Source organism: Aestuariibaculum scopimerae (assembly GCF_059428085.1).
Map to the genome: position 1 here is coordinate 1,713,633 of NZ_CM182089.1, position 22,485 is coordinate 1,736,117.

General features: G+C 37.5%; 18 protein-coding genes and 1 tRNA gene. 17 read left to right on the forward strand and 2 right to left on the reverse strand.

Annotation, left to right across the window (positions count from 1 at the left end; translation table 11 throughout):
• Positions 1 to 52: 52 nt before the first annotated feature.
• From AC5SR4_RS07445 to AC5SR4_RS07475, 7 genes are all read left to right on the forward strand, one after another.
• Entirely contained in the window at positions 53 to 2,812 is a 2,760-nt protein-coding gene (locus AC5SR4_RS07445; RefSeq protein ID WP_495358908.1) for a M16 family metallopeptidase, read from the forward strand.
• A gap of 5 nt (positions 2,813 to 2,817) precedes the next feature.
• Positions 2,818 to 3,018, forward strand: coding sequence for a hypothetical protein (locus AC5SR4_RS07450; RefSeq protein ID WP_495358909.1), 201 nt, complete (start codon positions 2,818 to 2,820; stop codon positions 3,016 to 3,018).
• Positions 3,019 to 3,088: 70 nt separating this feature from the next.
• Positions 3,089 to 3,922 carry an RteC domain-containing protein gene (locus AC5SR4_RS07455; protein ID WP_495358910.1) on the forward strand — a complete coding sequence of 278 codons (834 nt, stop codon included), beginning with the start codon at positions 3,089 to 3,091 and terminating at the stop codon, positions 3,920 to 3,922.
• A 965-nt stretch (positions 3,923 to 4,887) separates the two neighbouring features.
• Positions 4,888 to 5,556: a hypothetical protein gene (locus tag AC5SR4_RS07460; protein WP_495358911.1), complete on the forward strand. Its 669-nt coding sequence runs from the start codon at positions 4,888 to 4,890 to the stop codon at positions 5,554 to 5,556.
• A gap of 145 nt (positions 5,557 to 5,701) precedes the next feature.
• Entirely contained in the window at positions 5,702 to 6,091 is a 390-nt protein-coding gene (locus tag AC5SR4_RS07465) for a hypothetical protein (RefSeq protein ID WP_495358912.1), read from the forward strand.
• A gap of 578 nt (positions 6,092 to 6,669) precedes the next feature.
• Entirely contained in the window at positions 6,670 to 7,077 is a 408-nt protein-coding gene (locus AC5SR4_RS07470; RefSeq protein WP_495358913.1) for a hypothetical protein, read from the forward strand.
• 732 nt (positions 7,078 to 7,809) lie between these two features.
• Positions 7,810 to 8,136, forward strand: a complete 327-nt coding sequence (locus AC5SR4_RS07475; protein ID WP_495358914.1) for a hypothetical protein — start codon at positions 7,810 to 7,812, stop codon at positions 8,134 to 8,136.
• A gap of 484 nt (positions 8,137 to 8,620) precedes the next feature.
• Here the strand turns inward: AC5SR4_RS07475 and AC5SR4_RS07480 are convergent.
• Positions 8,621 to 8,702, reverse strand: a tRNA-Leu gene (locus AC5SR4_RS07480).
• A gap of 144 nt (positions 8,703 to 8,846) precedes the next feature.
• Here AC5SR4_RS07480 and AC5SR4_RS07485 point away from each other — a divergent pair.
• The 3 genes from AC5SR4_RS07485 to pth all read left to right on the forward strand — a co-directional run bounded on the left by AC5SR4_RS07485 (position 8,847) and on the right by pth (position 11,204).
• Positions 8,847 to 9,788, forward strand: a complete 942-nt coding sequence (locus AC5SR4_RS07485; RefSeq protein ID WP_495358915.1) for a ribose-phosphate pyrophosphokinase — start codon at positions 8,847 to 8,849, stop codon at positions 9,786 to 9,788.
• A gap of 58 nt (positions 9,789 to 9,846) precedes the next feature.
• Complete coding sequence (locus AC5SR4_RS07490; RefSeq protein ID WP_495358916.1) at positions 9,847 to 10,497, forward strand: 50S ribosomal protein L25/general stress protein Ctc; 651 nt, start codon at positions 9,847 to 9,849, stop codon at positions 10,495 to 10,497.
• 80 nt (positions 10,498 to 10,577) lie between these two features.
• On the forward strand, positions 10,578 to 11,204 hold the full coding sequence (gene pth / locus AC5SR4_RS07495) for an aminoacyl-tRNA hydrolase (RefSeq protein WP_495358917.1): 627 nt from the start codon (positions 10,578 to 10,580) through the stop codon (positions 11,202 to 11,204).
• A gap of 9 nt (positions 11,205 to 11,213) precedes the next feature.
• On the opposite strand, the gene AC5SR4_RS07500 is transcribed toward pth, so the two are convergent.
• Entirely contained in the window at positions 11,214 to 14,246 is a 3,033-nt protein-coding gene (locus AC5SR4_RS07500; RefSeq protein ID WP_495358918.1) for a zinc-dependent metalloprotease, read from the reverse strand.
• A 168-nt stretch (positions 14,247 to 14,414) separates the two neighbouring features.
• Here AC5SR4_RS07500 and AC5SR4_RS07505 point away from each other — a divergent pair, with 168 nt between their 5' ends.
• From AC5SR4_RS07505 to AC5SR4_RS07535, 7 genes are all read left to right on the forward strand, one after another.
• The gene (locus AC5SR4_RS07505) at positions 14,415 to 15,350 is read left to right on the forward strand and encodes a bifunctional riboflavin kinase/FAD synthetase (RefSeq protein ID WP_495358919.1); all 936 of its coding nucleotides are present in this window, start codon (positions 14,415 to 14,417) and stop codon (positions 15,348 to 15,350) included.
• A 71-nt stretch (positions 15,351 to 15,421) separates the two neighbouring features.
• Positions 15,422 to 16,693, forward strand: coding sequence for a serine--tRNA ligase (serS, locus tag AC5SR4_RS07510; protein WP_495358920.1), 1,272 nt, complete (start codon positions 15,422 to 15,424; stop codon positions 16,691 to 16,693).
• A 513-nt stretch (positions 16,694 to 17,206) separates the two neighbouring features.
• Positions 17,207 to 18,967 carry a tetratricopeptide repeat protein gene (locus tag AC5SR4_RS07515; protein ID WP_495358921.1) on the forward strand — a complete coding sequence of 587 codons (1,761 nt, stop codon included), beginning with the start codon at positions 17,207 to 17,209 and terminating at the stop codon, positions 18,965 to 18,967.
• Positions 18,968 to 18,980: 13 nt separating this feature from the next.
• On the forward strand, positions 18,981 to 19,304 hold the full coding sequence (locus tag AC5SR4_RS07520; RefSeq protein ID WP_495358922.1) for a DUF4286 family protein: 324 nt from the start codon (positions 18,981 to 18,983) through the stop codon (positions 19,302 to 19,304).
• A gap of 58 nt (positions 19,305 to 19,362) precedes the next feature.
• Positions 19,363 to 20,157 carry a 16S rRNA (adenine(1518)-N(6)/adenine(1519)-N(6))-dimethyltransferase RsmA gene (gene rsmA, locus AC5SR4_RS07525; protein ID WP_495358923.1) on the forward strand — a complete coding sequence of 265 codons (795 nt, stop codon included), beginning with the start codon at positions 19,363 to 19,365 and terminating at the stop codon, positions 20,155 to 20,157.
• A gap of 10 nt (positions 20,158 to 20,167) precedes the next feature.
• On the forward strand, positions 20,168 to 21,541 hold the full coding sequence (gene mgtE / locus AC5SR4_RS07530; RefSeq protein ID WP_495358924.1) for a magnesium transporter: 1,374 nt from the start codon (positions 20,168 to 20,170) through the stop codon (positions 21,539 to 21,541).
• The gene (locus tag AC5SR4_RS07535) at positions 21,541 to 22,476 is read left to right on the forward strand and encodes a 2-hydroxyacid dehydrogenase (protein WP_495358925.1); all 936 of its coding nucleotides are present in this window, start codon (positions 21,541 to 21,543) and stop codon (positions 22,474 to 22,476) included. The genes mgtE and AC5SR4_RS07535 overlap by 1 nt, the downstream gene beginning before the upstream one ends.
• Positions 22,477 to 22,485 lie beyond the last annotated feature (9 nt).

The following is a 22,485-nucleotide window of genomic DNA, read 5'->3' on the forward strand; positions in this document are numbered from 1 at the left end:
AAATTTTAATATATCTATAATACAATCGCAAGGTTTATTTCAAAATATACTTATGCCTACCGATCCCGAATTGAGAGTAGGTAAATTAGATAATGGGTTGACTTACTATATAAAGGAAAACAATACTCCTGAAAATATAATTGAGCTGAGGCTTGTTGTAAAAGTTGGTAGGTACTATGAAAATAATTCTCAAATAGAGTTTTCTCACCTAGTAGAGCATTTAGCATTTGAAGGAACTAAAAAATTTCCGGGAGATAGTTTGCAAAACCATATATCCAATATAGGTTTACGTTTTGGTCATGATGTTGGTGCTTCAACTGCTAACGAGTTTACAGTGTATAAGATTAAAATTCCTTCAAATGATTTAATATTACTTAACAATTGTTTGCGTTTGCTTAAAGACTGGTCTGATAATATAGAGTTTGATTCTTCACGAATAGATACTCAATGTTTTGTCATACAAGCTGAATATAGGCATAGAGGAGAAAATGAAACCATGAAGTTAATTTTGGATAAGGACCCAATAATAACAAATGTAATTAATAATGGTGTTGATCGTCGATTTAACAGTGTTATGAAGAATATGAAAGATGTTAATCACTTTAACCTTTTGGAGTTTTATAAAAATTGGTATAGGCCAGATTTAATGTCTATTGTGATTGTTGGAAATGTTAATGTAAATACAGTTGAAAAAAATGTAAGACAGGTGTTTAGTGAGCTTGAGAAACCAAGCTCACTCCCTATCTCTTTAAATTGTAATGATTTTCTTTTAATATGGACCGGTAAAACTAATTCTGAAAATAGGTCTTATGTAATACCTAATAATTTGAGTAAAGAAATAGAGATTGAATTCTATTATAAAAAAACGGGTAAACGCCAAATAAGCACTACAATAGATTTTAAATCTATGATTTTGGATAAATTATGTGAAGATATCTTAAGGGTTAGGGCTGCAGGATTGCGTCAATACAATAAAAATAATGGGTTTAAAAGTTATGTTTATAAAAATTACGAAGGCTCAAAATTGGATATTTTAAACTTATCTGTCAATGCCAATACCCCAATAGAAATTGAGGGCAAATTAAAAATGTTGTTTAAAGAACAAGAACGAATTAAGCGATATGGATTTATGGAAGGAGAACTAAAAAGGGCAAAAGAAAGGTTAAGAATTGATTACAAGAGAGATTTGAGCCACAGCAAACAGAGCAATAATTTAGCTCGTAAAATTATAGAAAGTTTCGTTTATGGAAGTTCCATTCCTTCAATTGATTATGAACAAAAGTTAGTAAACAAATTATTGGATGAGATTGACTTAGATTTAGTTAATAATAACATCTCCGAATGGATGGATAGTAAATATGATGTAATTATTATTCCCCCAACAGAAAGTTTGGAAAATATACCCAATAAGGAACTAATTCAGAAATGGATATTAGAAGCAAAAGATAATGACCTTGGAATTTTTAAGCCATTGGCAATTAAAAAGATAGACTCATTGGTGTATGCAAATGAAGTTGTTAAAGCTAAAAACACTCCTAATATGCTTTCCAAATGGAAATGGGAAACAGACACTTCAGTTACAGTTTTTTCCTTTTTAAAAGGCCCCAAAATAGTATTAAGTCCTACCTCGGACAAATCAAATAAGGTAAGATTGCTCGGTTATAGTCATGGGGGTCTGTCTGATTGCGAGGAGGCAGATAAGATTGCAGCTAAGTATGCAGCAGGTATAATTAAAAAAAGTGGTGTAGGTGGTTTCGATAGATTTCAATTGCGGGATTATTTAAAAGACAAGAAGGTTGATGTTACTTTTTCAATTTTGGACCAATCAGAGGAAATTAATGCCTACAGTTCAATCAATGATCTTGAAATTATGTTTCAGCTCATTTATTTATATTTTAATAGTCCAAAAGTAGATAGTCAAATCTATTCGGATTGGTTATCAGAAATGAAGCGCATCATACAATCGAAACGAGATGTACTATCCAATAGTTTTGTGAGAAACAATAGCCAAAAGAATGATCTAAGTTTTGAAGAAATAAAAAAAATTAAAGAAGATGATCTAATTAGGCTTTTTAAAGATCGGTTTTCAAATGCAAATAATTTTACATTCTACATAACAGGAGATTTTAGCGTAGATCAAATTCAAAAGCTTTTATTTAAATATTTAAGCAATCTACCTACTAAAGAAGATCTTGAAACAAAAACTATAAAAGAAAATAAAGATGTTGACAAAAATAAACTAGATAGTATAATTTATTCAGGAGATTATGATAAGTCAATTGTTAAACTACTCTTTCCTAGTAGTAAATATTTTAATTATAACATAAGTAATATTTTAGTTCTTAAAGCTTTAAGACACTCGTTACATCTTTCGATATTCAATAGGCTTAGAACTAAAGAAGGGGCTACTTATAGTCCAAGTTGCGGACTTTCTATAGAACGAAAATCTAAAGATTATGGAGACTTTTGTTTCAGTATTGTATTTGATTGTGAACCTAGTATTACAAATAAATTAATTTCTTATGCATTAATAGAATTTATTAGGTTAAAGGAGTTTGGTCCTGAAATTAATGTGTTTAATTCTGCAATTAAAGAGATTAAAGCAGAGTTAAAAAGCGAATTAAATTCAGACTTGTTAATGGTTAGAAGATTAAAACAGAGCTATGAATATGATGAAAAGTTTGATAATTCCAAAGAACAATTTGATTTTTTAGATAAGATGACTTTAGAGGATATTAAAAGAGCCGCAAAATTATATCTTGACGATACCAATTTACAAAAATATATAGTGCATCCTAAAGAGTATGAGTAGATAAAATGAAAAGAAACAGAAACAGCACTAAAACATATAAAAGTACAACCCATAAAACCAAGACACATGACATAGACCAACAACACAAAACCCAAAAGCCACAACTAAAACAACAACGGGTTTGGAACCCCGTACACCTACAAACTGGTCATGGCTTATGGACCACGGAAAACACCCCTACACCCTTGCTCCGCACGCAGGTTTAGGCTGAAGAAGAAAGAATAAAAATTATAAATTGAAGCTAACACAACAATAAATAATTTTTAAACTAACAAAATGAATACCATTATAAAACAACAAGAAAACCAATTTAAAGCCATAGAAACCAGTACCCCCAACATGTACCAAAGAACCGAGCTTATTAGAGCATGTTATGAAAGTACCCAATGCCAAGTTATAGAAAAAGTAAACCAAGAAGGCTTTAAAACCCAGAATGACGAAATAGAATTTTACATGCACCAACTCCCGCAAATTAATGCCCCCTATATCTACACCATAGAGCAGCAAAAGATACTAAGCAAGTGGCCGGGAGGCACCGCCGCCGTACAAATACAGTTTTTACAAAAACAAATAAAGCGTCTGGAACGTTACCTAAGCCGGCACCGGGAGTTCTATATGGACTGCCAGCGCGACGACCAAGCCTTTAAAGTCTTGCACTTTACCCAAAAACACCACCGCGTAGCCACCATACCCGAGCCCTACCAATTCCTGGCCATAAAAGATATGGCCTCCCGTGGCGACATCATCATGGCAACCCTAATCGCCTATGAAAAGTTAATAGCAAAGTTGCAACGCGAAATAGAACGCTTAAAGCCCGGTACAGTAGGCAACGCCAAAGACAGCAAAGGGCTTATAAGTTTAACATACACCGGGCGTAAGAGCTATATGGTAGAAGTGGCGTATGCACTCGCAGAAAGCGGTACCATAAACCACGGCCACGCCACAGAAGACGAGATTGTAAAAGTACTGGAAACAGCCTTCCATACCAATTTAGGCAACCACCAAGCCCGCTATACCGAGATATGCCGTAGAGAAGACCCCACCAAGTTCTTAAACTTCCTCAAGGAATGCCTTAAACGGCGCATGGATAGAAACGACGGTAAAAAATAATACACATTAATTTTAAAACCTCAATCCACGGTTTTCTGCATAAAAACAGCAGAAAGCCGTGGATTTATTATTTGAACGAAAAAAAAATTCCCGTAATACGAAAAACCCCTGAAAAGGATTATAGAAAAGGTCAGATATTCGCCAAGTCGTTACAAATCAGAACAGATATTTACGATTGATGATACGATTGATTTTTGCTGATGGTTGGGTTTAACCCTCCGTCCCACGCTTAGGGCGTGGGCCACCTCCCTTTGAAAAAAGGGAGGAGCCATTAGGCTGAACATTAAAGAACTAACAAAAAATGAAAAATGTTAAAAAACAAACGAAATGTGGGTTGGCAAGTTATGAGTTCAAAGTTCAGAGTTTGCTTACTCAGACGAAATTAATAAAAGAGAAGAGACACCAATCGGAAATCACAGGCCATGAGGCAGGTAAACGGCCTATTTTTAATTCCGTAGTAGGGCCGAGCGTTAAGAATCTTTCTAGTAGAAAGATTTAGTGCAGGAGCCAGATGGCGCGAAGGCGTTCAAGGCGAAGCGGTGGCTGTGGAGCGTTGCCTAGCGTAGCGGTTGCAACGCGCATGATAGAGCCTTGGAGCGGATTTTCAAGAGGACGGAACGTCAAGAAAATGTCCTGTGGACATTTTTAGTGAACGGGCCAGATGGCGGAAGGGCAAATCAGCCTAGATTTTTTTGGTTACTTTTTTCATCAATGAACTGCGGAGCATATCATGAGTTCCTCTAAAAAAATAGAATGGACGAATAAAAAAAGTAATGAAACAAATAATAATAAAAGCAACCATTAACCACTAAAACTTAAAATATGAAAAAACATCCAACATGATAAAAGTGAAAAGTGAAAAGACTTTACAAATTCAGAGTTATGAGTAATCACATCCGAGTGAGAAAACAACTAACCAACGCTACAACAACCAACGAAACATTTAAACCCTAAAATCTAAAATAATGACAACAACACCTACGGCCCAAGAGCCAACAATCCCAAAAAAGAATAGCCAAACCCTTTTAAAAGCTCTGGTTTGGGCAGTAAGCCTGGTCATGCTAATCACCATTGGGCATCTGTTTTACAAAAACCAACAACAACAGCTTAAAATAAAAGCAGCCGAACAGCGCATGTTTCAGGCCTGGGAAGACTTAGACCAAGCCAAAGGAAAAATAACCTCCCTAGAAACAAACCTCCGGCTCCATAAACAAAACAACGAAGCGCTCACCAACGAGCTAGAAGACCTAAAAGACGCCTGGCGGCATAACCTCTGGGAGATCCACCCACCACAAGACTACGAGTTTGACCATACCTATAACTACAATAACCAAACCACTCCACTGGGCCTGGCCGCCGAGCACCCGCAAAAAGCACCCCGGGACTTCAAACTCAGTATCAACGCCTGGGTGTTCCCGCAGCTGCTTACCGACCTCTACAGTTGGCTGGACAGCATCCACATGCCCTACACCATCCTTACCCTAAACGAGCGGCAAATCACCCTGGGGGTACACACCACACCCTCGGCCGTTACAGAACTCATGGTTGCCTTGCAAGAGCTACCGCAGATAGAAGGCGTAGAATGTATGGGTAATGATGATTCGGGGTTCCGAGCCACCATTTTGGAAATGTGAGAGGATTTTAGTTACAATGTCACCCTGAGCGTTTTGTTAAATAAATTAACCGGTGCATGAAATTGACAAGTTTAACCGGCAATCCCCCTGTCACCCTGAGCGGAGTCGAAGGGCTTAACAAGCCGTCATTTTCAGCACTACGACAATGCTCAATGTGACAGGCGACCAAACTAAACCAATTAATACAATGAATTTAATAACAAAAAAACCAACGCTTCTACCTGGAAGCCCGCAACACCTATGGCATTTTTTAGGCTGGCTCATCGCTGTACTCACCCTGCTCTTTAACGTTTACCAATGGCGCGAGAATAAGGACATGCAGACAGCCCTGCTGCAATCGCAGAACCATACCAAAACCGTACAGGACGAACTACGCAAGGCAAGAGCATACATCGAGGCCATAGAAAAGCAGTTGGAAGGCTATGAGGCCCGGGATGTGGAATTGGATGAAGCGAGTAAGAAGGTTTTGGTGGAGTGGCGGGGGAGTTTGGAGAAGCTAAAGGCTTGGTTGGATAAATCAGGAAAGGAAAATTAATAATTATTGATGAGTGATTTGTGATAGGTCAAACCCCGTCCTGCGCTAGGGCGCAGAACGCCACCCTTTGTCTAAAGGGTGGAGCCCCTTTAGCTTGCATTAAAAATCTAGCGGCGTATGTAAATCCTCCGCTAAAATTAACAAGCAGGCAAGATGGCTCCCCTCTTCCATTTTTCGAAGAGGGGATGCTTACGCGGCGCGTAAGCTCGGGGAGTTTAACTCCAAACCAACTAACACAACAGTAAGCATAACTTGAAACAAAAAACTTGAAACATGAAACACATAATATTTACAATCACCCTTCCGCCAATAGTTTTTTCGGAAAAACTATTGCCACCTTCCCTCAAAAGGGAAGGAATTTCCCATCAGGGGTGTTTTGTCCTAGATCTGTGGTAATAGTTATCAGCTATTTTCAGGCTGGCTTTAAGCAAATAAGCCACTTAGTTCGGGAGTTAAAGAGAGACCACCATCGACAGGTAATTCCTTTCCTTGAGGAAAGGTACCTAAGCTGTACTGGAAGGGAAGCTTAGGGGAAAGGTGAAAAGCCCAATCAAAATCAAAAATATAACACAAATAAAATGCAAAAATCAATTATAATAATACTAATTATTCTAGCCTGTAAAAGCCTCCAAGCCCAACAAATCCCAAAGCTAGACATAGACACCACAACCATACAGCATGAACCCATAAAGGTATTAATCCAACTTACGGACTACAACCTAAAAATGATAGACCTGTTAGAGGTCGTACTACAGGAGAAAAACGAAAACAACAAACAACTCATCGCGTTATGCAAGGCAGGCTATACCCAGGTAAAAACGCAGTTATTACTAGCCGACATCGCCCTAAGCCAAAAGGACACCGAGCTAAAACTAATGAACGAACAGTTCAAGAAACAAAAACGCAAGACGGTTTGGAATGCGCTGGGCTTTGGGGCTGGGGGCCTGGCGGTGGGGATCATTACCGGATTAATAATTATTAATTAGTAATGGGTGATACGGAGATGCTGACCTTCGTCAGCATGACAGATCGCCGCGTTACTTCAAACCCATAAACAAATAACCCTTTAAACCCCATGCCTATGACTTAGAAACAAGATTAACAACCCGACAAGCACGGTGTTGGCACGAATGCCCAAAGTGTTGGCACTTATGTGTAGCCCGTTGAAACCAACAGCTACCCCATAAGCTATAACAGGAGGCCTGTTGGCCCTAACCAACACATGGTTAATACCAACGGGGCACTAGTTGGCACCAGCAAGCCCTTTGGGGGCACAACGCCGTGAGCGTTAGTGCCAACCAGGTGTCTGTTAGTACCAACAGCGTTACCGTTAGTACTAACAAAGACAGCGTTAACCCCAACACCGTGCCCAAAATTGTTAACGCCAGATGCGTTAGCAGTAACAAGAATTAATTTAAAAATTAAAAACAATGATAAAAGATTTTATACCAAGAAAAAAAGGCGCCTTAATACAATGGCTTAAAAACTATAAACTAAAACTAGCAACGTATGGCGAAACGCTGAGTTTGACCCCCGAGTTGGTCACAGAGAAAACCACCCAATGCGATGCCTTAATCGCGGCTTTTGATGCCGTGGATGCCGCCAAAACTGAATTAGATCGGGTACGGCAGGAGAAAAAGACGCTGCAACGTGAGACCGTTGCAGATATTCGCAACACCGCCAAATTCTTTAAGTCCAGTCCTGGGTATACCGAGAGCATGGGTCAGGATTTGGGGATTATTGGCGAGGTGTCCGTTAACGATCTAAGAACCATGAAAACGGAACTAACCGCCGAGGTATATCCAGGCTATGTCGTGATCAGGTTCACCAAAAAAGGCTTTACGGGCGTAAACATTTACAGTCGCCTAAAAGGCACCGAGGGATGGACCTTTTTAGGACGCGATACGAAAAGTCCGTACTACGACGAGCGCCCGCTACAAGACCCGTCTACTCCCGAAACCCGCGAGTATATGGCCATTGGATTGAAGAATGATGATGAGGTTGGGCAACAGAGTGATGTTGTTGTGGTGGTGTTTGGAGGGTAGGTTTCAGTAGGCAGTCTCGGTTTTCAGTCGCGGTGCTTACTCATATAGGTAAAGTTCTGCGGCTGAAATTGAGATAAATAAGTTGTGAATATTTTAATTCTTACCTCTTAAAATGATTTCTATTCTTTGGTAAACGCAATAAGTTTCGATGCTTCTTGTGTTGTGTTCCAAAAAAAGCATGTTTTTGGGACATAATACAGATCGTTGAAATCAATAACCTCTAATCAATTATAATCTATCTGGTGGGTGAGATAATCAAAACTAGCTGATTGAGTAGCCTCATCCCAGAGTACGGCACCTGCATTAGTGTCCCATATTTTTATAGTAGCACGATCAATCATTCAATTGATTTGCAAAATATTTTCCAGTATAAATCATTTTTGAACTAAATAAAGAATAGAATTTAGTTTGGTGCTGAATAAAAATTAAAAACCTGTAGATTTATAAATCTACAGGTTTTTGTGTTAAAGCGAAGCTTTAAAAGTACTCAAGGTGGGAATCGAACCCACACTCCCGAAAGAACTGGATTTTGAATCCAGCGCGTCTACCAATTCCGCCACTTGAGCTTTAAGTGGACAGCAAAAATATATAAAATTTCCATATTAAGCATAAAAATACCAAGCAATATACTTTTTAGGTTAAAATAAATGTATAAATTTGCACCTCGTTAAAAATAAGGATGCTTTATCATTATAAAACAACAAGTTAACATGCCAATTGTTATAACAGAAGCTAAAATCTTTGCTTGTACCCAAAGTAAAGTACTTGGAGAGAAAATAGCGAAAGCTTTTGGAGCAGAACTGGGTAATGTCATTACTTCTACCTATAGTGATGGCGAGTTTCAGCCGTCCTATGAGGAGTCCATTAGAGGAACCCGTATTTTTATTATAGGTTCTACAAACCCAGGTCCTGAAAATTTAATGGAAATGTTGCTTATGATTGATGCTGCAAAACGGGCATCGGCCAGACATATTACAGCAGTATTGCCATATTTTGGATGGGCAAGGCAAGATAGAAAGGATAAACCCAGGGTGCCTATAGCAGCTAAGCTTGTTGCAAAGATGTTGGAAGCTGCAGGGGCAACGCGTATTATAACAATGGACTTGCATGCCGACCAGATTCAAGGGTTTTTTGAAAAACCGGTAGACCATTTATTTGCATCTACTATTTTTCTACCTTATTTAAAGAGCTTAAACCTTGAAAATTTAACGATTGCATCACCCGATATGGGAGGGTCTAAGCGTGCTTATGCGTATTCTAAAGCTCTGGAGAGTGATGTGGTAATATGTTATAAACAACGTGCTAAGGCCAATGTTATTTCGCATATGGAACTTATTGGGGATGTAACGGGAAAAAATGTGGTGTTGGTTGACGATATGGTGGATACTGCAGGAACTTTAACTAAGGCGGCCGATTTAATGATGGAACGTGGGGCCCTTAGCGTTAGGGCTATTTGTACGCACCCATTATTATCTGGTAACGCATATGAGCGTTTGGAAAACTCTAAATTGCAAGAACTTATTGTAACAGATTCGATTCCTGTAAAGTCAGTAAGTAACAAAATTAAAGTATTAAGCTGTGCCGATTTATTTGCGCAGGTTATGGAAAAAGTACATAATAACCAATCTATTAGTTCTAAATTTATTATGTAAGTCCCCCCGAGTGGTGACATTAACAAAAGAATATTAATTATATTTTATAAATAAACACATGAAATCAATTACAATCAACGGATCTAAAAGAGAAAGCGTGGGCAAAAAAGCAACAAAAGCCTTACGTAATGCTGGTCAGGTTCCTTGCGTATTATACGGAGGAGATAAGCCAGTTCATTTTTCAGCGGATGAAATAGCATTCTCCAAACTTGTATACACGCCCAATGCGCATACAGTTGTGATTGCTTTAGAAAACGGTGAATCATTTAATGCCATTTTACAGGACATTCAATTTCACCCGGTAACCGATAAAATTTTACACATCGATTTTTACCAGTTATTTGAAGACAAAGAAATTACTATGGATATTCCAGTAATGTTTGTTGGTAACTCCCGTGGTGTTAAAAATGGTGGTGTATTACGTAAAAACAGACGTAGCTTGAGAGTAAAAGCATTACCTGCTAATTTGCCCGACTTTATTGAGGCCGATATTACGCCACTTAAAATTGGTAGCAAACTTTACATTACAACTTTAGAAAATGATGCTTACAGGTTTATGCACCCAGATAACACGGTGGTTTGTCTTGTAAGACGTTCTAGAACTTCTATTGACGAGTTTGAAGAAGAAGAGGAAGAAGCAGCAGCAGCGGCAGCAGCTGAAGGCGCTGAAGGTGCAGAAGCTCCAGCAGCCGAAGCAACTCAAGAATAAACACATTCTTAATTAAATACTAAAAGCATCCTGTTTTATTCGGGATGCTTTTTTATTTTTACAGAAATTGAAACTAAAGGATGTTTAAGAGCTTAGCAGCATACTTTAAAAAGAAGCATACTACAGAAGACCTAACTGTCATGAAAAAATATTTAATAGTTGGCCTAGGAAATATTGGAGAGAAATATGCCAATACCCGCCATAATATTGGCTTTAGGGTTTTGGATTATTTTGCAGATAAGGAAGCCCTAACTTTTGAAACCCAAAAACTGGGAGACATAGCAAGGTATAAATTAAAGGGCAGAAGTTTTGTGCTTTTAAAGCCTAATACTTACATGAACTTAAGTGGCAAGGCCGTGTTGTATTGGTTAAAAAAAGAAAATATTCCATTAGAAAACCTATTGGTGATTGCAGACGATTTAAACTTGCCCTTTGGAAGCATTCGGGTAAAAACAAAAGGGAGTGATGGTGGCCATAATGGATTAAAGGATATCCAGGATAAATTAAATACAACGGTGTACAATAGATACCGATTTGGGATAAGTGATACATTTAAAAAAGGCCAGCAAATAGATTATGTGCTCGGGGAATGGACCGATGTCGAAAACGATAAGCTAAAGGAACGATTGGAAACCTCGGTCGAGCTTATTAAATCCTTTGTTTTAGCTGGTATAGCCAACACCATGAATGCATTTAATGGAAAATAAACAGAAGCCTTAATTGATTATTATTTTCTTGGTAGAGGTACGTAAGCTATCACTAACATTTAAAATATACATACCAGATTGCACCTGCCGCAGTTGCACATCTTCTTTAAAATCGCCCAAAATATTTTGGAATTGTTTATTGTAAATGTGCCGCCCCCTAGTATCAAAAACATCAACATTTATAAAGCTTTCCAATAAGCCATTTAATTTGATGCTAAATTTACCGTCGTTGGGGTTAGGGAAAACACTAAAGTTTTCAAATCCAAACATCTCAACAGACAAGGTAGGGGTAACATTTAGGGTGTAATCTTCAACTTCGCCATCAAATCCATTTTCACAGGACTCAGGAACACCATCATCTTTATATTTTGTAGATACCCGCATAATGGTCTGGCCTAAAACAGCATTGATGGGAACAGTAATGGTATATGCCGAAGCATCTGTTATGCCGTTAGTAACATTTGTGGCATCTCCTAAATCATAGACTTCTCCAGCATCATCAAAACTACAGTTTTGGTTCCAGTCTATCCACACTTTGGTATTGGTGGTAAAATCGCCATCGGTATTAACGCGCACAGTTAAATCATACGCACTATCGCGATTTACATCGGTAGAAATGGCGGTATAATTACTATAACCCGAAGGTTTGGCCGAAGTATTATTAATGGTGTTAAATTGTACCAATGTGGTACTGGTTTCATAATCGGTATTAGCTTCAGAAAGACATTGCCCGTTATAAAAAGGCAAGGTTACAGCCTTGTTTTTTGTAATTGTAGAAGCTATTCCTGTTATGGTAATGGGGTAATCGCCCATAGTAACACCATCTAAATTGCTAATCACCATGGTAACACTTCCCGAAGCACTTAAACTACTTGGTGTAAAAGTTACCGAAGAACTCCCAGGATTGCCTGAAGCACTAAACACCGTAGTTTCTGAAAAACCATTGGCAGTTACATAATCAAAATGAAATGTAGCAGTGGTTTCGTCACAGGCAATAGGATCTAAAGTCTCCTCAACCATAAAGAAATCTGGATCGGACGATATTGAAAAATCAAAATCAGAAACATCATAAAAGATATTGCCATCGGCCTCAATTAAAAGACGTGCTGTAGTGGTATTGGATATAGCGGGAACATTATAGCTATAGGAACCGTTATTGGGCGTATTTGATGCAACTGTAATAGGGAAGGTCGCACCACCATTGGTTGATAGTCGTATGGTTACACTTTGGCAATTAATAGTAGCATTGTCGGTTTCGCCAACGTTCCAAGTAATGGTTTGGGTAGAGCCTTGAGCCCAAGAAACAGGGTTATCTATGGTAAAAGGCGCAACATTCTCTACGGTTATTTGCATGGTATCGTAACTGGATTGGCCACCTGTGGCCGAAGCAGGGCTTCTATCGCGTACCGTTAAGGCCCAATTTAAAGTTCGGGCAACACTGGAAGCTGTTTCCCAATCACTGCCCAATGTGGGACTGGTTTGTGTGGTGTTTCCGACAAGGACACTACTAAATTTAGGAATGTATCGATCGGTTTCACTCGATGGTGGCAATGAGCGGTTTATAGAACCTGTTGCCAATTCTGGGCCAAAATTCAGGTAATTTGTAACACCACTATCTATTTGTTCCCAGCAGTAGCTTAAATTGTCGCTACCATCAAGATCTGTTGCCGCACCCTTTAAGATATAAGGAGTCCCAGGGGGGATATGATAATCGATTCCAGCATTTGCCAGGGGTGGGTTATTACTTATACCCTCTGTTGTTTGGCAACTTTTAGAACTAATATTGGTAAGTATTTGTTTAATGCTATGGTAATGAAAATATACGTCACTGTTCAGTTCAACATTATTGGCCCCTTCCAGTCCTGCATAGGCCATAATAGTGGTGCCACTTCCAGGTTCTGAATTAACGCCTGTTCCTTCATTCTCAAAAGCATAGGTGTGGTTGGCACCCATTTGGTGTCCTATTTCGTGGGCTACATAATCAATATCAAACGTATCACCTTCGGGTACACCATCAGCAGGTGATGTAAAGCCACTGCCCTTAGAACTATTATTGCAAACACAGCCAATACAACCAGCACTGCCACCACCACCGGAAGCTCCAAACAAGTGCCCAATGTCGTAATTAGGATTGCCCACTTCAGTCGTTAAGGTATTTTGTAGTTGGGTACTCCAAGGGCCATCTACCCCTATATCGGCATCCGAATAAGGATCAGTTTCAGCATCTGTGTAAATAATTTGTGTGGCATCAACAAGCTCAAAGCGTATGGCCATATCGGTTTCAAATACTTCATTAACACGCGCTAAACTGGCATTAATGGCGGCCAAGGCATCGCTAACAGCATCGCCATTTCCAGGGTTTCCGTCATCGTGATAGGCCGTATATTCACCTGTGGTAGAAACAGCAATTCTAAATTTTTGAAGGGTTTTATTGTTGGCTCCACCTTCATTCGCGGTAAGTTTTGAAGTGTTATTTAACTTGTTGTATGTATCATTAAAAGCATCTCCAATAGTTTTACAATCAAAACCAAGATCGAGTTTCTTTTTTGAAGTCCTGTTGTATAAAATATATTCATTAGAGCCCTTTGTTAAGGGTTGCATAAACGTTGTGGGTTTATTAGCATATGAAATCATGGTCTGTACCCCTTGTGGTGATACGCTCATTCGCAATTTTGCACCAGAGCTATCGGTAGCAAAACCAATATACGCCTTAATATTAGGGTATTTTTTTGCCAAACTTTCTGAAAATACAGGGGCTTCGTAAATTTTAAAAACAATTAGTTTGCCATCCAACCCAGGCATGCTAACAAGTGTTTCTGTTTTTTTATTAGCAGTTCTTAACGCTGATGATGAGACTGTTTGTTGTAGTGAAGATAAATCAAGTGTGAAAGCATGTATTTTAGAATGGTCTAAATGCAGTTTTTCTAAAGCCTTTGAGTCCTTAACTGTTTGAATTTTTTTCCAAGAAACATTTTGGGAAGCCACCGAAAAGATGCACAAAAACATTGCTATTGATAAAACATAATGTAGTTTTGCGTTCATCTAATTATATTTATTTAATATTACATACAATGTAACACCATAGATGATAGCCATATATTAGTGTGGGTTTAAATCTCATAGGTGTTTTATAACAAAATTTAAGGCAAATTGTAACTGCTGATAGCAAATCTAACTTTTTTTAGTCATATTAGCAATTAAAGGCTTTTTATGAGCGAGATAAAAAATATTAAAGCATACCAATCCATGAGTCCTACAGTAGTGACTATTGGAACTTTTGACGGTGTGCATATAGGACACCAAAAAATTATAAAACGTCTCATTAATACAGGGAAGCAGGAAGGATTGAAATCGGTTATACTTACTTTTTTTCCCCACCCGCGTATGGTACTGCAAAAGGATTCTGGTATTAAATTGATAAATACCATTAGTGAACGACGCCATATTTTAGATACTTTGGGCTTGGATTTTTTGCTTATCAAGGAGTTTACAAAAGCTTTTTCCCGCTTGTCGGCAGAAGACTTTGTAAAGGAAATTTTGGTGGATACCTTAAATGCCAAAAAAGTAATTATAGGCTATGACCATAGGTTTGGGAGGAACAGAAATGCCGATATTAAAGATTTAAAAAAGTTTGGAACCCTTTATGGGTTTGAGGTTGAAGAAATATCGGCTCAGGACATCGATGATGTGGCTGTAAGTTCTACAAAAATTAGGACGGCTTTAAATGCGGGTGATATAGATAAAGCCAATGCCTTTTTAGGTTACAACTTTATGTTAACGGGAAAGGTGGTAAAAGGCAAGGCTTTGGGCAGGCAAATGGCATATCCCACCGCTAACATAAGTATAGAAGAAGATTATAAATTAATACCCAAGCATGGAGTGTATGTTGTTCGTGCCAAAATAAATGGGAAGTCGCTTTTTGGGATGATGAATATAGGAACCAAGCCAACAGTTGGCGGTAACCAGGAAAGTATTGAAGTGCATTTTTTTGACTTTAATGATGATCTATACAACAAAACCATTCAAATTGATGTGTTGCACCGCATTCGCGATGAGCAAAAATTTGAATCGATAGAAGCCTTGAAAGCACAATTGTTAAAGGATAAAGAAACATCACTTAGTTATATAAAATCACTGGATTATTAATTTATTTTACGCTTAAAAGAGCTCGAAATATCTGTACAATTCATTAAATTTGTCGCTTAAATTTTTAAGACATGTTACAAGTCCCTTTTATTAGAGAAAACAAAGATTTGGTGATACATCGGCTGGCAAAACGCAATATAGATGCTACCGATATGATTCAAGAGGTTATTACATTAGATGAAGACAGACGACGAATTCAATCTGAATTGGATAATACCTTAGCTGAATCCAATACCTTATCAAAAGAAATAGGGAATTTGTTTAAGTCTGGGCAAGCACAAGAGGCCAATGCCCTTAAAGAAAAAACAGGACAGTTAAAAGTTTTGTCTAAAGAGCTTAGCGATGCGCTTAATAATAAAGCCAATGCCTTAAATGAATTGCTTTATAAGATTCCCAATGTACCCAATGAGATGGTTCCTAAGGGCGGTACCGATGCTGATAATGAAGAAGTTTACAGAGAAGGTGATGTTCCCGTTTTATTTGAAGGGGCCCTGCCACACTGGGAATTGGCCAAGAAATATGATATTATAGATTTTGAATTGGGCAATAAGATAACTGGAGCGGGGTTTCCAGTTTACAAAGGCAAAGGTGCTAGATTGCAACGTGCTTTAATTGCTTATTTTTTAGATATAAATACAGCTGCAGGCTATACCGAATATCAATTGCCACACTTGGTTAATGAGGCTTCGGGGTTTGGCACAGGACAACTACCTGATAAAGAAGGGCAAATGTACCATGTAACTGAAGATAATTTATATTTAATACCAACGGCAGAAGTGCCCGGAACAAATATATTTAGGGATGTGGTGCTAAATGAAAGTGATTTGCCGATAGCTGTAACGGGTTATACACCGTGTTTTCGCCGCGAAGCAGGGAGTTATGGAGCCCATGTAAGGGGCCTTAATAGATTGCACCAGTTTGATAAAGTTGAAATTTTGCGTGTAGAACATCCTAGTAAATCCTATGAAGCATTGGATGGCATGGTTGCACACGTAAAGACCATTTTGAAAGCATTAAAACTACCCTATAGAATATTAAGATTGTGTGGGGGCGATTTAGGATTTACTTCAGCCCTAACCTATGATTTTGAAGTATTCTCTACAGCCCAGGATAGATGGCTGGAAATATCTTCAGTATCCAATTTTGAAACCTTTCAAGCGAACCGTTTAAAACTACGCTTTAAAAATAGTGACGGTAAAAATGAATTGGCACATACATTAAATGGTAGCTCGTTGGCCTTGCCTAGGGTATTAGCAGGTATTTTAGAGAATTACCAAACCAAAAATGGTATCGTTATTCCAGAGGTTTTGCAACCCTATACAGGGTTTAAAATCATAGATTAAGAAGGTTTAACACTTTAGTTGAAAAGCATTAAAATCTTACTATTTATGGGTTTTGACTTAAAAAAATTCGATAAAATGCAACATTAATACGTTATTTGACGATTTTTTTAGCTTTTCTTTTGCGCTTTTAAATAAAATTCAGAAGTTAGTTGCACCAAATCTATTAAACCTACTAACCATGAAAAATTTTAAACGCCTTGTAATTTTGGTTACATTGATCTTTTTCGCCAGCAAAGTGTTGTTTTCAGATTTCGAGATATCTAAGTCTGAAGATAAAATAGTTGCTTTGGCAAATAAGTAAAAAGATTTTATTAGAGATTTTTAACACTTGTTCAAACAAGGGTTTAAGATTGTCCCCAATCGATAATTACATCGTTTTTAATATTAACGGTAGTTAATGGAACATTTATTTTGGTTGGTTAATGCCCGAATTTTATTCGGGCATTTTTTATAATTATATTTACAACTTCAACATAGGGCATTTGTTATCTTTACAGTATGAGACTTATTGTTATGTTATTACTATTTTTTAGCGTACCAGTGATTGCACAAAGCGATGCACTGGCTAAGGAATATTTTAAAAATGGTGATTTTGAGAAGGCCTTGTATGAATATAAAAAGCTATATTCCCAATCGCCCGCAAGTATTGCTTACATTACTCAAATAGTAGCCTGCCACCAGCAATTGGAAGACTATAACGAAGCCGAAGCCTTTTTATTAAAGCTTATGGCACGCATTAATTACCCCGCTTTTAAGGTGGAACTTGGGTATAACTACCAACTTAAGAATGATCTGGAAAATGCCAACACCAATTACGAAGCGGCCATTGCCAGTATAGATATAAATCCAAGTCATGTATTTACAGTTGCTAGAAGCTTTAAAGAACATGCACTTATAGACCAAACCATTGTGGCTTATGAAAAAGCCATGCTGTTAAACCCTGATTATAACTTTAATTACCAGTTGGCACAGTTGTATGGTGAACAAGGTAATATAGAAAAAATGTTTACCAGTTATATTGAGTTTGCTGAAACCAATCCCATAGCACTAATTAATATAAAAAGAGCTATTAGCGATTTTATAAGCGAAGATGGTGACCAGGAAAATAATATAACCTTTAGAAAAATTTTGCTAAAAAAAATACAGCAAGAACCCAATTTACTCTGGAATGAGTTGCTTAGTTGGCTCTTTATTCAACAAAAGGATTTTAATAAAGCCTTTATTCAAGAAAAGGCGATCTTTAACAGGCAACCAGAAAGTTTAGGAAAGATTCATGAACTGGCGCTTATAGCATCCCAAGAAAATGAGAACGAGATAGCCAAAACGATTTTTACCTTTATAACCAATACAGCCCAAGATTTAGATGTATTGCTTGATGCGCATTACAATTTACTTCAATTGGAAACCAAACAAGCTGCCAAGGACCAATACGATGCTATAGATTCTAAATACCTGGCCTTGTTTAGTGATTATGGTCTGTTTTCACAAACTTTAAGGTTACAAATAGCCTATGCCCATTTTTTGGCATTTTATAAAAATGATACTGAAAAAGCAACTGTCTTTTTAGAAAACACCTTAAAACTGCCTTTGTCTGAACAACAAAAAGCCGAAGTGAAATTAGAGTTGGGCGATATATTGGTGTTGCAGGAAAAGTTTAATGATGCCTTAATTTACTATACCCAAATTCAACGAAACTTAAAGAACAGTACCATTTCGCAGGAAGCACGCTATAAAGTTGCCAAAACAAGTTATTACAAAGGGGATTTTAAATGGGCAGAATCCCAGTTAAAAATTTTAAAAGCTTCCACATCGCAGCTTATTGCCAATGATGCGTTGGATTTAAAGTTGCTTATTTCAGATAATAAATATGAAGATTCCCTACAAACGGCATTGAGACTTTATGCCAAAGCAGATTTATTGGCGTTTCAAAATAAAAATGAAGAAGCGATTTTATTATTGAACACAATATTGAGTGCGCACAAAACCGAACCCATTATACCCCAAGCACTTTATAAACAGGCACAACTGTTTGAAGCAAAAGGTGCTTTTGATAAAGCCAAAGCCAACTATGAAGGTATTATTGAGAACTACAGGGATGGCATTTTAGTAGATGATGCCTGTTTTAAATTAGCTGAAATTTTTGAAAAGCATTTAAATCAGCCCGAAGAAGCCAAAGGACTTTATGAACAAATTATTTTTAACCATGCCGATAGTATTTATTTTATTGATGCCAGAAAGCGCTATCGTGCATTACGGGGAGATTTTATAAACTAATAGCAAGTACCCAATGTACATATATAACGTTACAGTAAACATTGATGAGTCCATTCATGACGAATGGTTGATTTGGATAAAGGAACATATACCTCAAGTATTAGCTACAGGTAAATTTGAGAAGGCCACACTTACTAGGGTTTTGGTTGAAGAGGACATGGGAGGTATTACATATTCTGTACAATACAAAACCTATTCTCGTGAGGCATTGGACGCCTATTATAGAGAAGATGCAGAGCGATTAAGGAATGCCGGATTGAAAAAGTTTGCTGATAAAGTATTGGCTTTTAGAACAGAGCTTCAGATAATTGATGAATATTCGGTGGCTTTTAAATAAGCTTTTCTAAAGCATTATCTTTATCTTCGCATTTTAAGCATGTAACACTCCCTAATACGTGGCAAATAACACCAATCATCATCAAGTAAGAGCAAAAAAGCATTTAGGGCAGCACTTTTTAAATGATGAAAAGGTAGCTGAAAATATTGCCAATACCTTGTCATTGAATGGCTACCAATTGGTTTTGGAAATAGGTCCCGGTACAGGTGTGCTTACCAAGTATTTGCTTAAAAAGCCAGTAACAACCTATGTCATTGAAATAGATACCGAATCGGTAACCTACTTGCAAGCAAACTACTTAAACCTGGCGCCAAGGATTATAGAAAAGGATTTTTTAAAGTACGATTTAAATCAGGTTTTTAAGGACAAACCCTTTGCCATTATTGGAAACTTTCCTTATAATATTTCGTCACAAATAGTGTTTAAAGCTTTAGAAATGAAGGACCAAATACCTGAGTTTTCAGGGATGTTCCAAAAAGAAGTTGCCGAACGCATTTGCTCTAAAGAAGGCAGTAAAGTATATGGTATTTTATCAGTATTAACACAAGCCTTTTACACAGCCGAGTATTTGTTTACGGTGCCTCCTAATGTGTTTAGTCCACCACCAAAAGTAGATTCAGGTGTTTTAAGGTTAACCAGAAAACCAGATTATACGTTGCCGTGTAGCGAAGCTTTATTTTTTAAAGTGGTTAAAATGGCCTTTCAACAACGTCGAAAAACAATTCGTAATAGTTTAAAAACATTGAATTTAAGTGATAATTTGAGAGAAGATAGTATCTTTGGTAAACGACCAGAACAATTAAACGTTCAACAATTTATAGAACTTACCCAACTAATCGAAAAAGACCTTTAAAATTTACAATGTGTCTGAAGAAAAAGAAAACATACAGTTTGAATTAACCGATGAGTTAGTAAATCAGGTAGAAAGTCTTATTGAATTGCATGATGATAAAGCACTGCAAAAGCTTTTAAAAGACTTTCACTATGCCGATATAGCTGAGATTCTAGATGAATTAAATCTAGAGAATGCCATCTATGTTATCAAGCTCCTGGATTCTGAGACAACAGCAGATATTTTAATGGAACTCGATGAAGACAATCGAGAAAAAGTCTTAAAAAACCTTTCCACTAAGGAAATTGCTGATGAGATTGGAGAGTTGGATACTGATGACGCTGCCGATATTATTTCTGAACTACCAGAAGACCGCCAACAAGAGGTAATTTCGCAAATTGAAGATGAAGAACATAAGGCAGAAATTAAAGAACTTTTGGCGTATGATGAGTATTCGGCGGGGGGACTTATGGCCAAAGAGTTAGTTAAGGTTTATGATACATGGACAGTTGCCGGTTGTATGCGACGTATTCGTGGACAGGCTAAAGAAGTTACAAGAGTACACTCTATCTATGTGGTAGATAAGCAAGATAAACTTGTAGGACGCCTATCATTAAAAGATCTTATTGTAGCCAAGAGTGAACAGAAGATAGCAGATATCTATATATCCAATGTTGATTATGTTAATGTACACGATGAAGCCGAAGATGTAGCCCGTGTAATGCAGAAATATGACCTAGAGGCCATACCAGTTATAGACGACAACCACATTTTGTTAGGCAGAATTACGATTGATGACATTGTAGATGTCATGAAAGAAGAAGCCGAAAGAGATTATCAATTAGCAGCAGGTATCTCGCAAGATGTTGAAGCCGATGACAGTATATGGAAATTAACAAAAGCAAGGTTGCCTTGGCTGCTAATTGGTATGTTTGGAGGTATTGGTGCGGCCAGTATTATTAATGGGTTTAGCGATGCAATGGATAAATTTCCCACCTTACTAATATTTATTCCCTTAATACAAGCCACAGCAGGGAATGTTGGGGTACAATCCTCCGCAATCATTGTTCAGGGTATTGCTAACGATACCATAGATGGTAGAATATTAAGTCGCCTGTTCAAGGAATTCTTATTGGGATTGGTTAATGGACTTGCTATTGCTTCGGTGGTATTACTTATCAGTCATTTTGCATTTCATACTACCTATTACGAATCGTTAACCATTTGTATAGCATTAATATCTGTGATTATTATGGCGGCCCTTATAGGAACCTTTATTCCAATATTTCTAGACAAAAGAGGTATTGATGCTGCTGTTGCAACAGGGCCATTTATAACCACAAGCAATGATGTTTTTGGTATTTTTATCTATTTCCTTATTGCTAAATTGATTCTTGGATTTTAATGAAAATTCTTCACTTAGACACCAATCATAAATTATTAATTGAGCAACTTAACAATTTAGGGTTTACCAATGATGAAGATTATACGTCCCCTAAAGAAGCGATCGTGTCCAAAATTTCAAAATACGATGGCATTATATTAAGAAGCCGATTTAGCATTGACAAACCTTTTTTAAATGCAGCAAAAAACTTAAAGTTTATAGGTCGTGTAGGAGCTGGCTTAGAAAATATAGATTGCGATTATGCAATAGCCAAAAATATTGTACTAATTGCTGCGCCCGAAGGAAACCGTAATGCCGTAGGCGAACATGCCTTGGGCATGTTATTGGCTTTGTTCAATAAATTTAATAAGGCTGATGCTGAGGTAAGACAAGGTAAATGGTTACGTGAAGCCAATAGAGGCGTAGAGCTAGACGGAAAAACCGTAGGGATTATAGGTTATGGTAATATGGGGAAAGCCTTTGCAAAGAAACTACAGGGGTTTAATGTTGAGGTACTATGTTATGATATTAAAGCGAATGTTGGTGATCAACTTGCCAAACAAGTAACATTGCAACACTTTAAAGAGCATGTAGATGTGGTGAGTCTGCATACACCACAAACCCCCTTAACCTTAGGGATGATTGATTCTGAATTCATTAAAGGGTTTAAAAAACCGTTTTGGTTTATCAATACAGCACGTGGAAAAAGTGTTGTTACCAAAGACTTGGTTACAGCATTAAAATTGGGTAAAGTGTTAGGTGCCGGATTGGATGTGTTGGAGTATGAAAAGGCATCATTTGAAAACTTGTTTGCCTCAGAATTACCCGAAGCATTTCAATATTTAATTCAGGCAGAAAATGTATTGCTTACACCCCATGTTGCTGGGTGGACAGTTGAAAGCAAAGAACAATTGGCACAAACCATAGTAGATAAAATTAAAGCGAAATTTTGCTAATTTTATAAG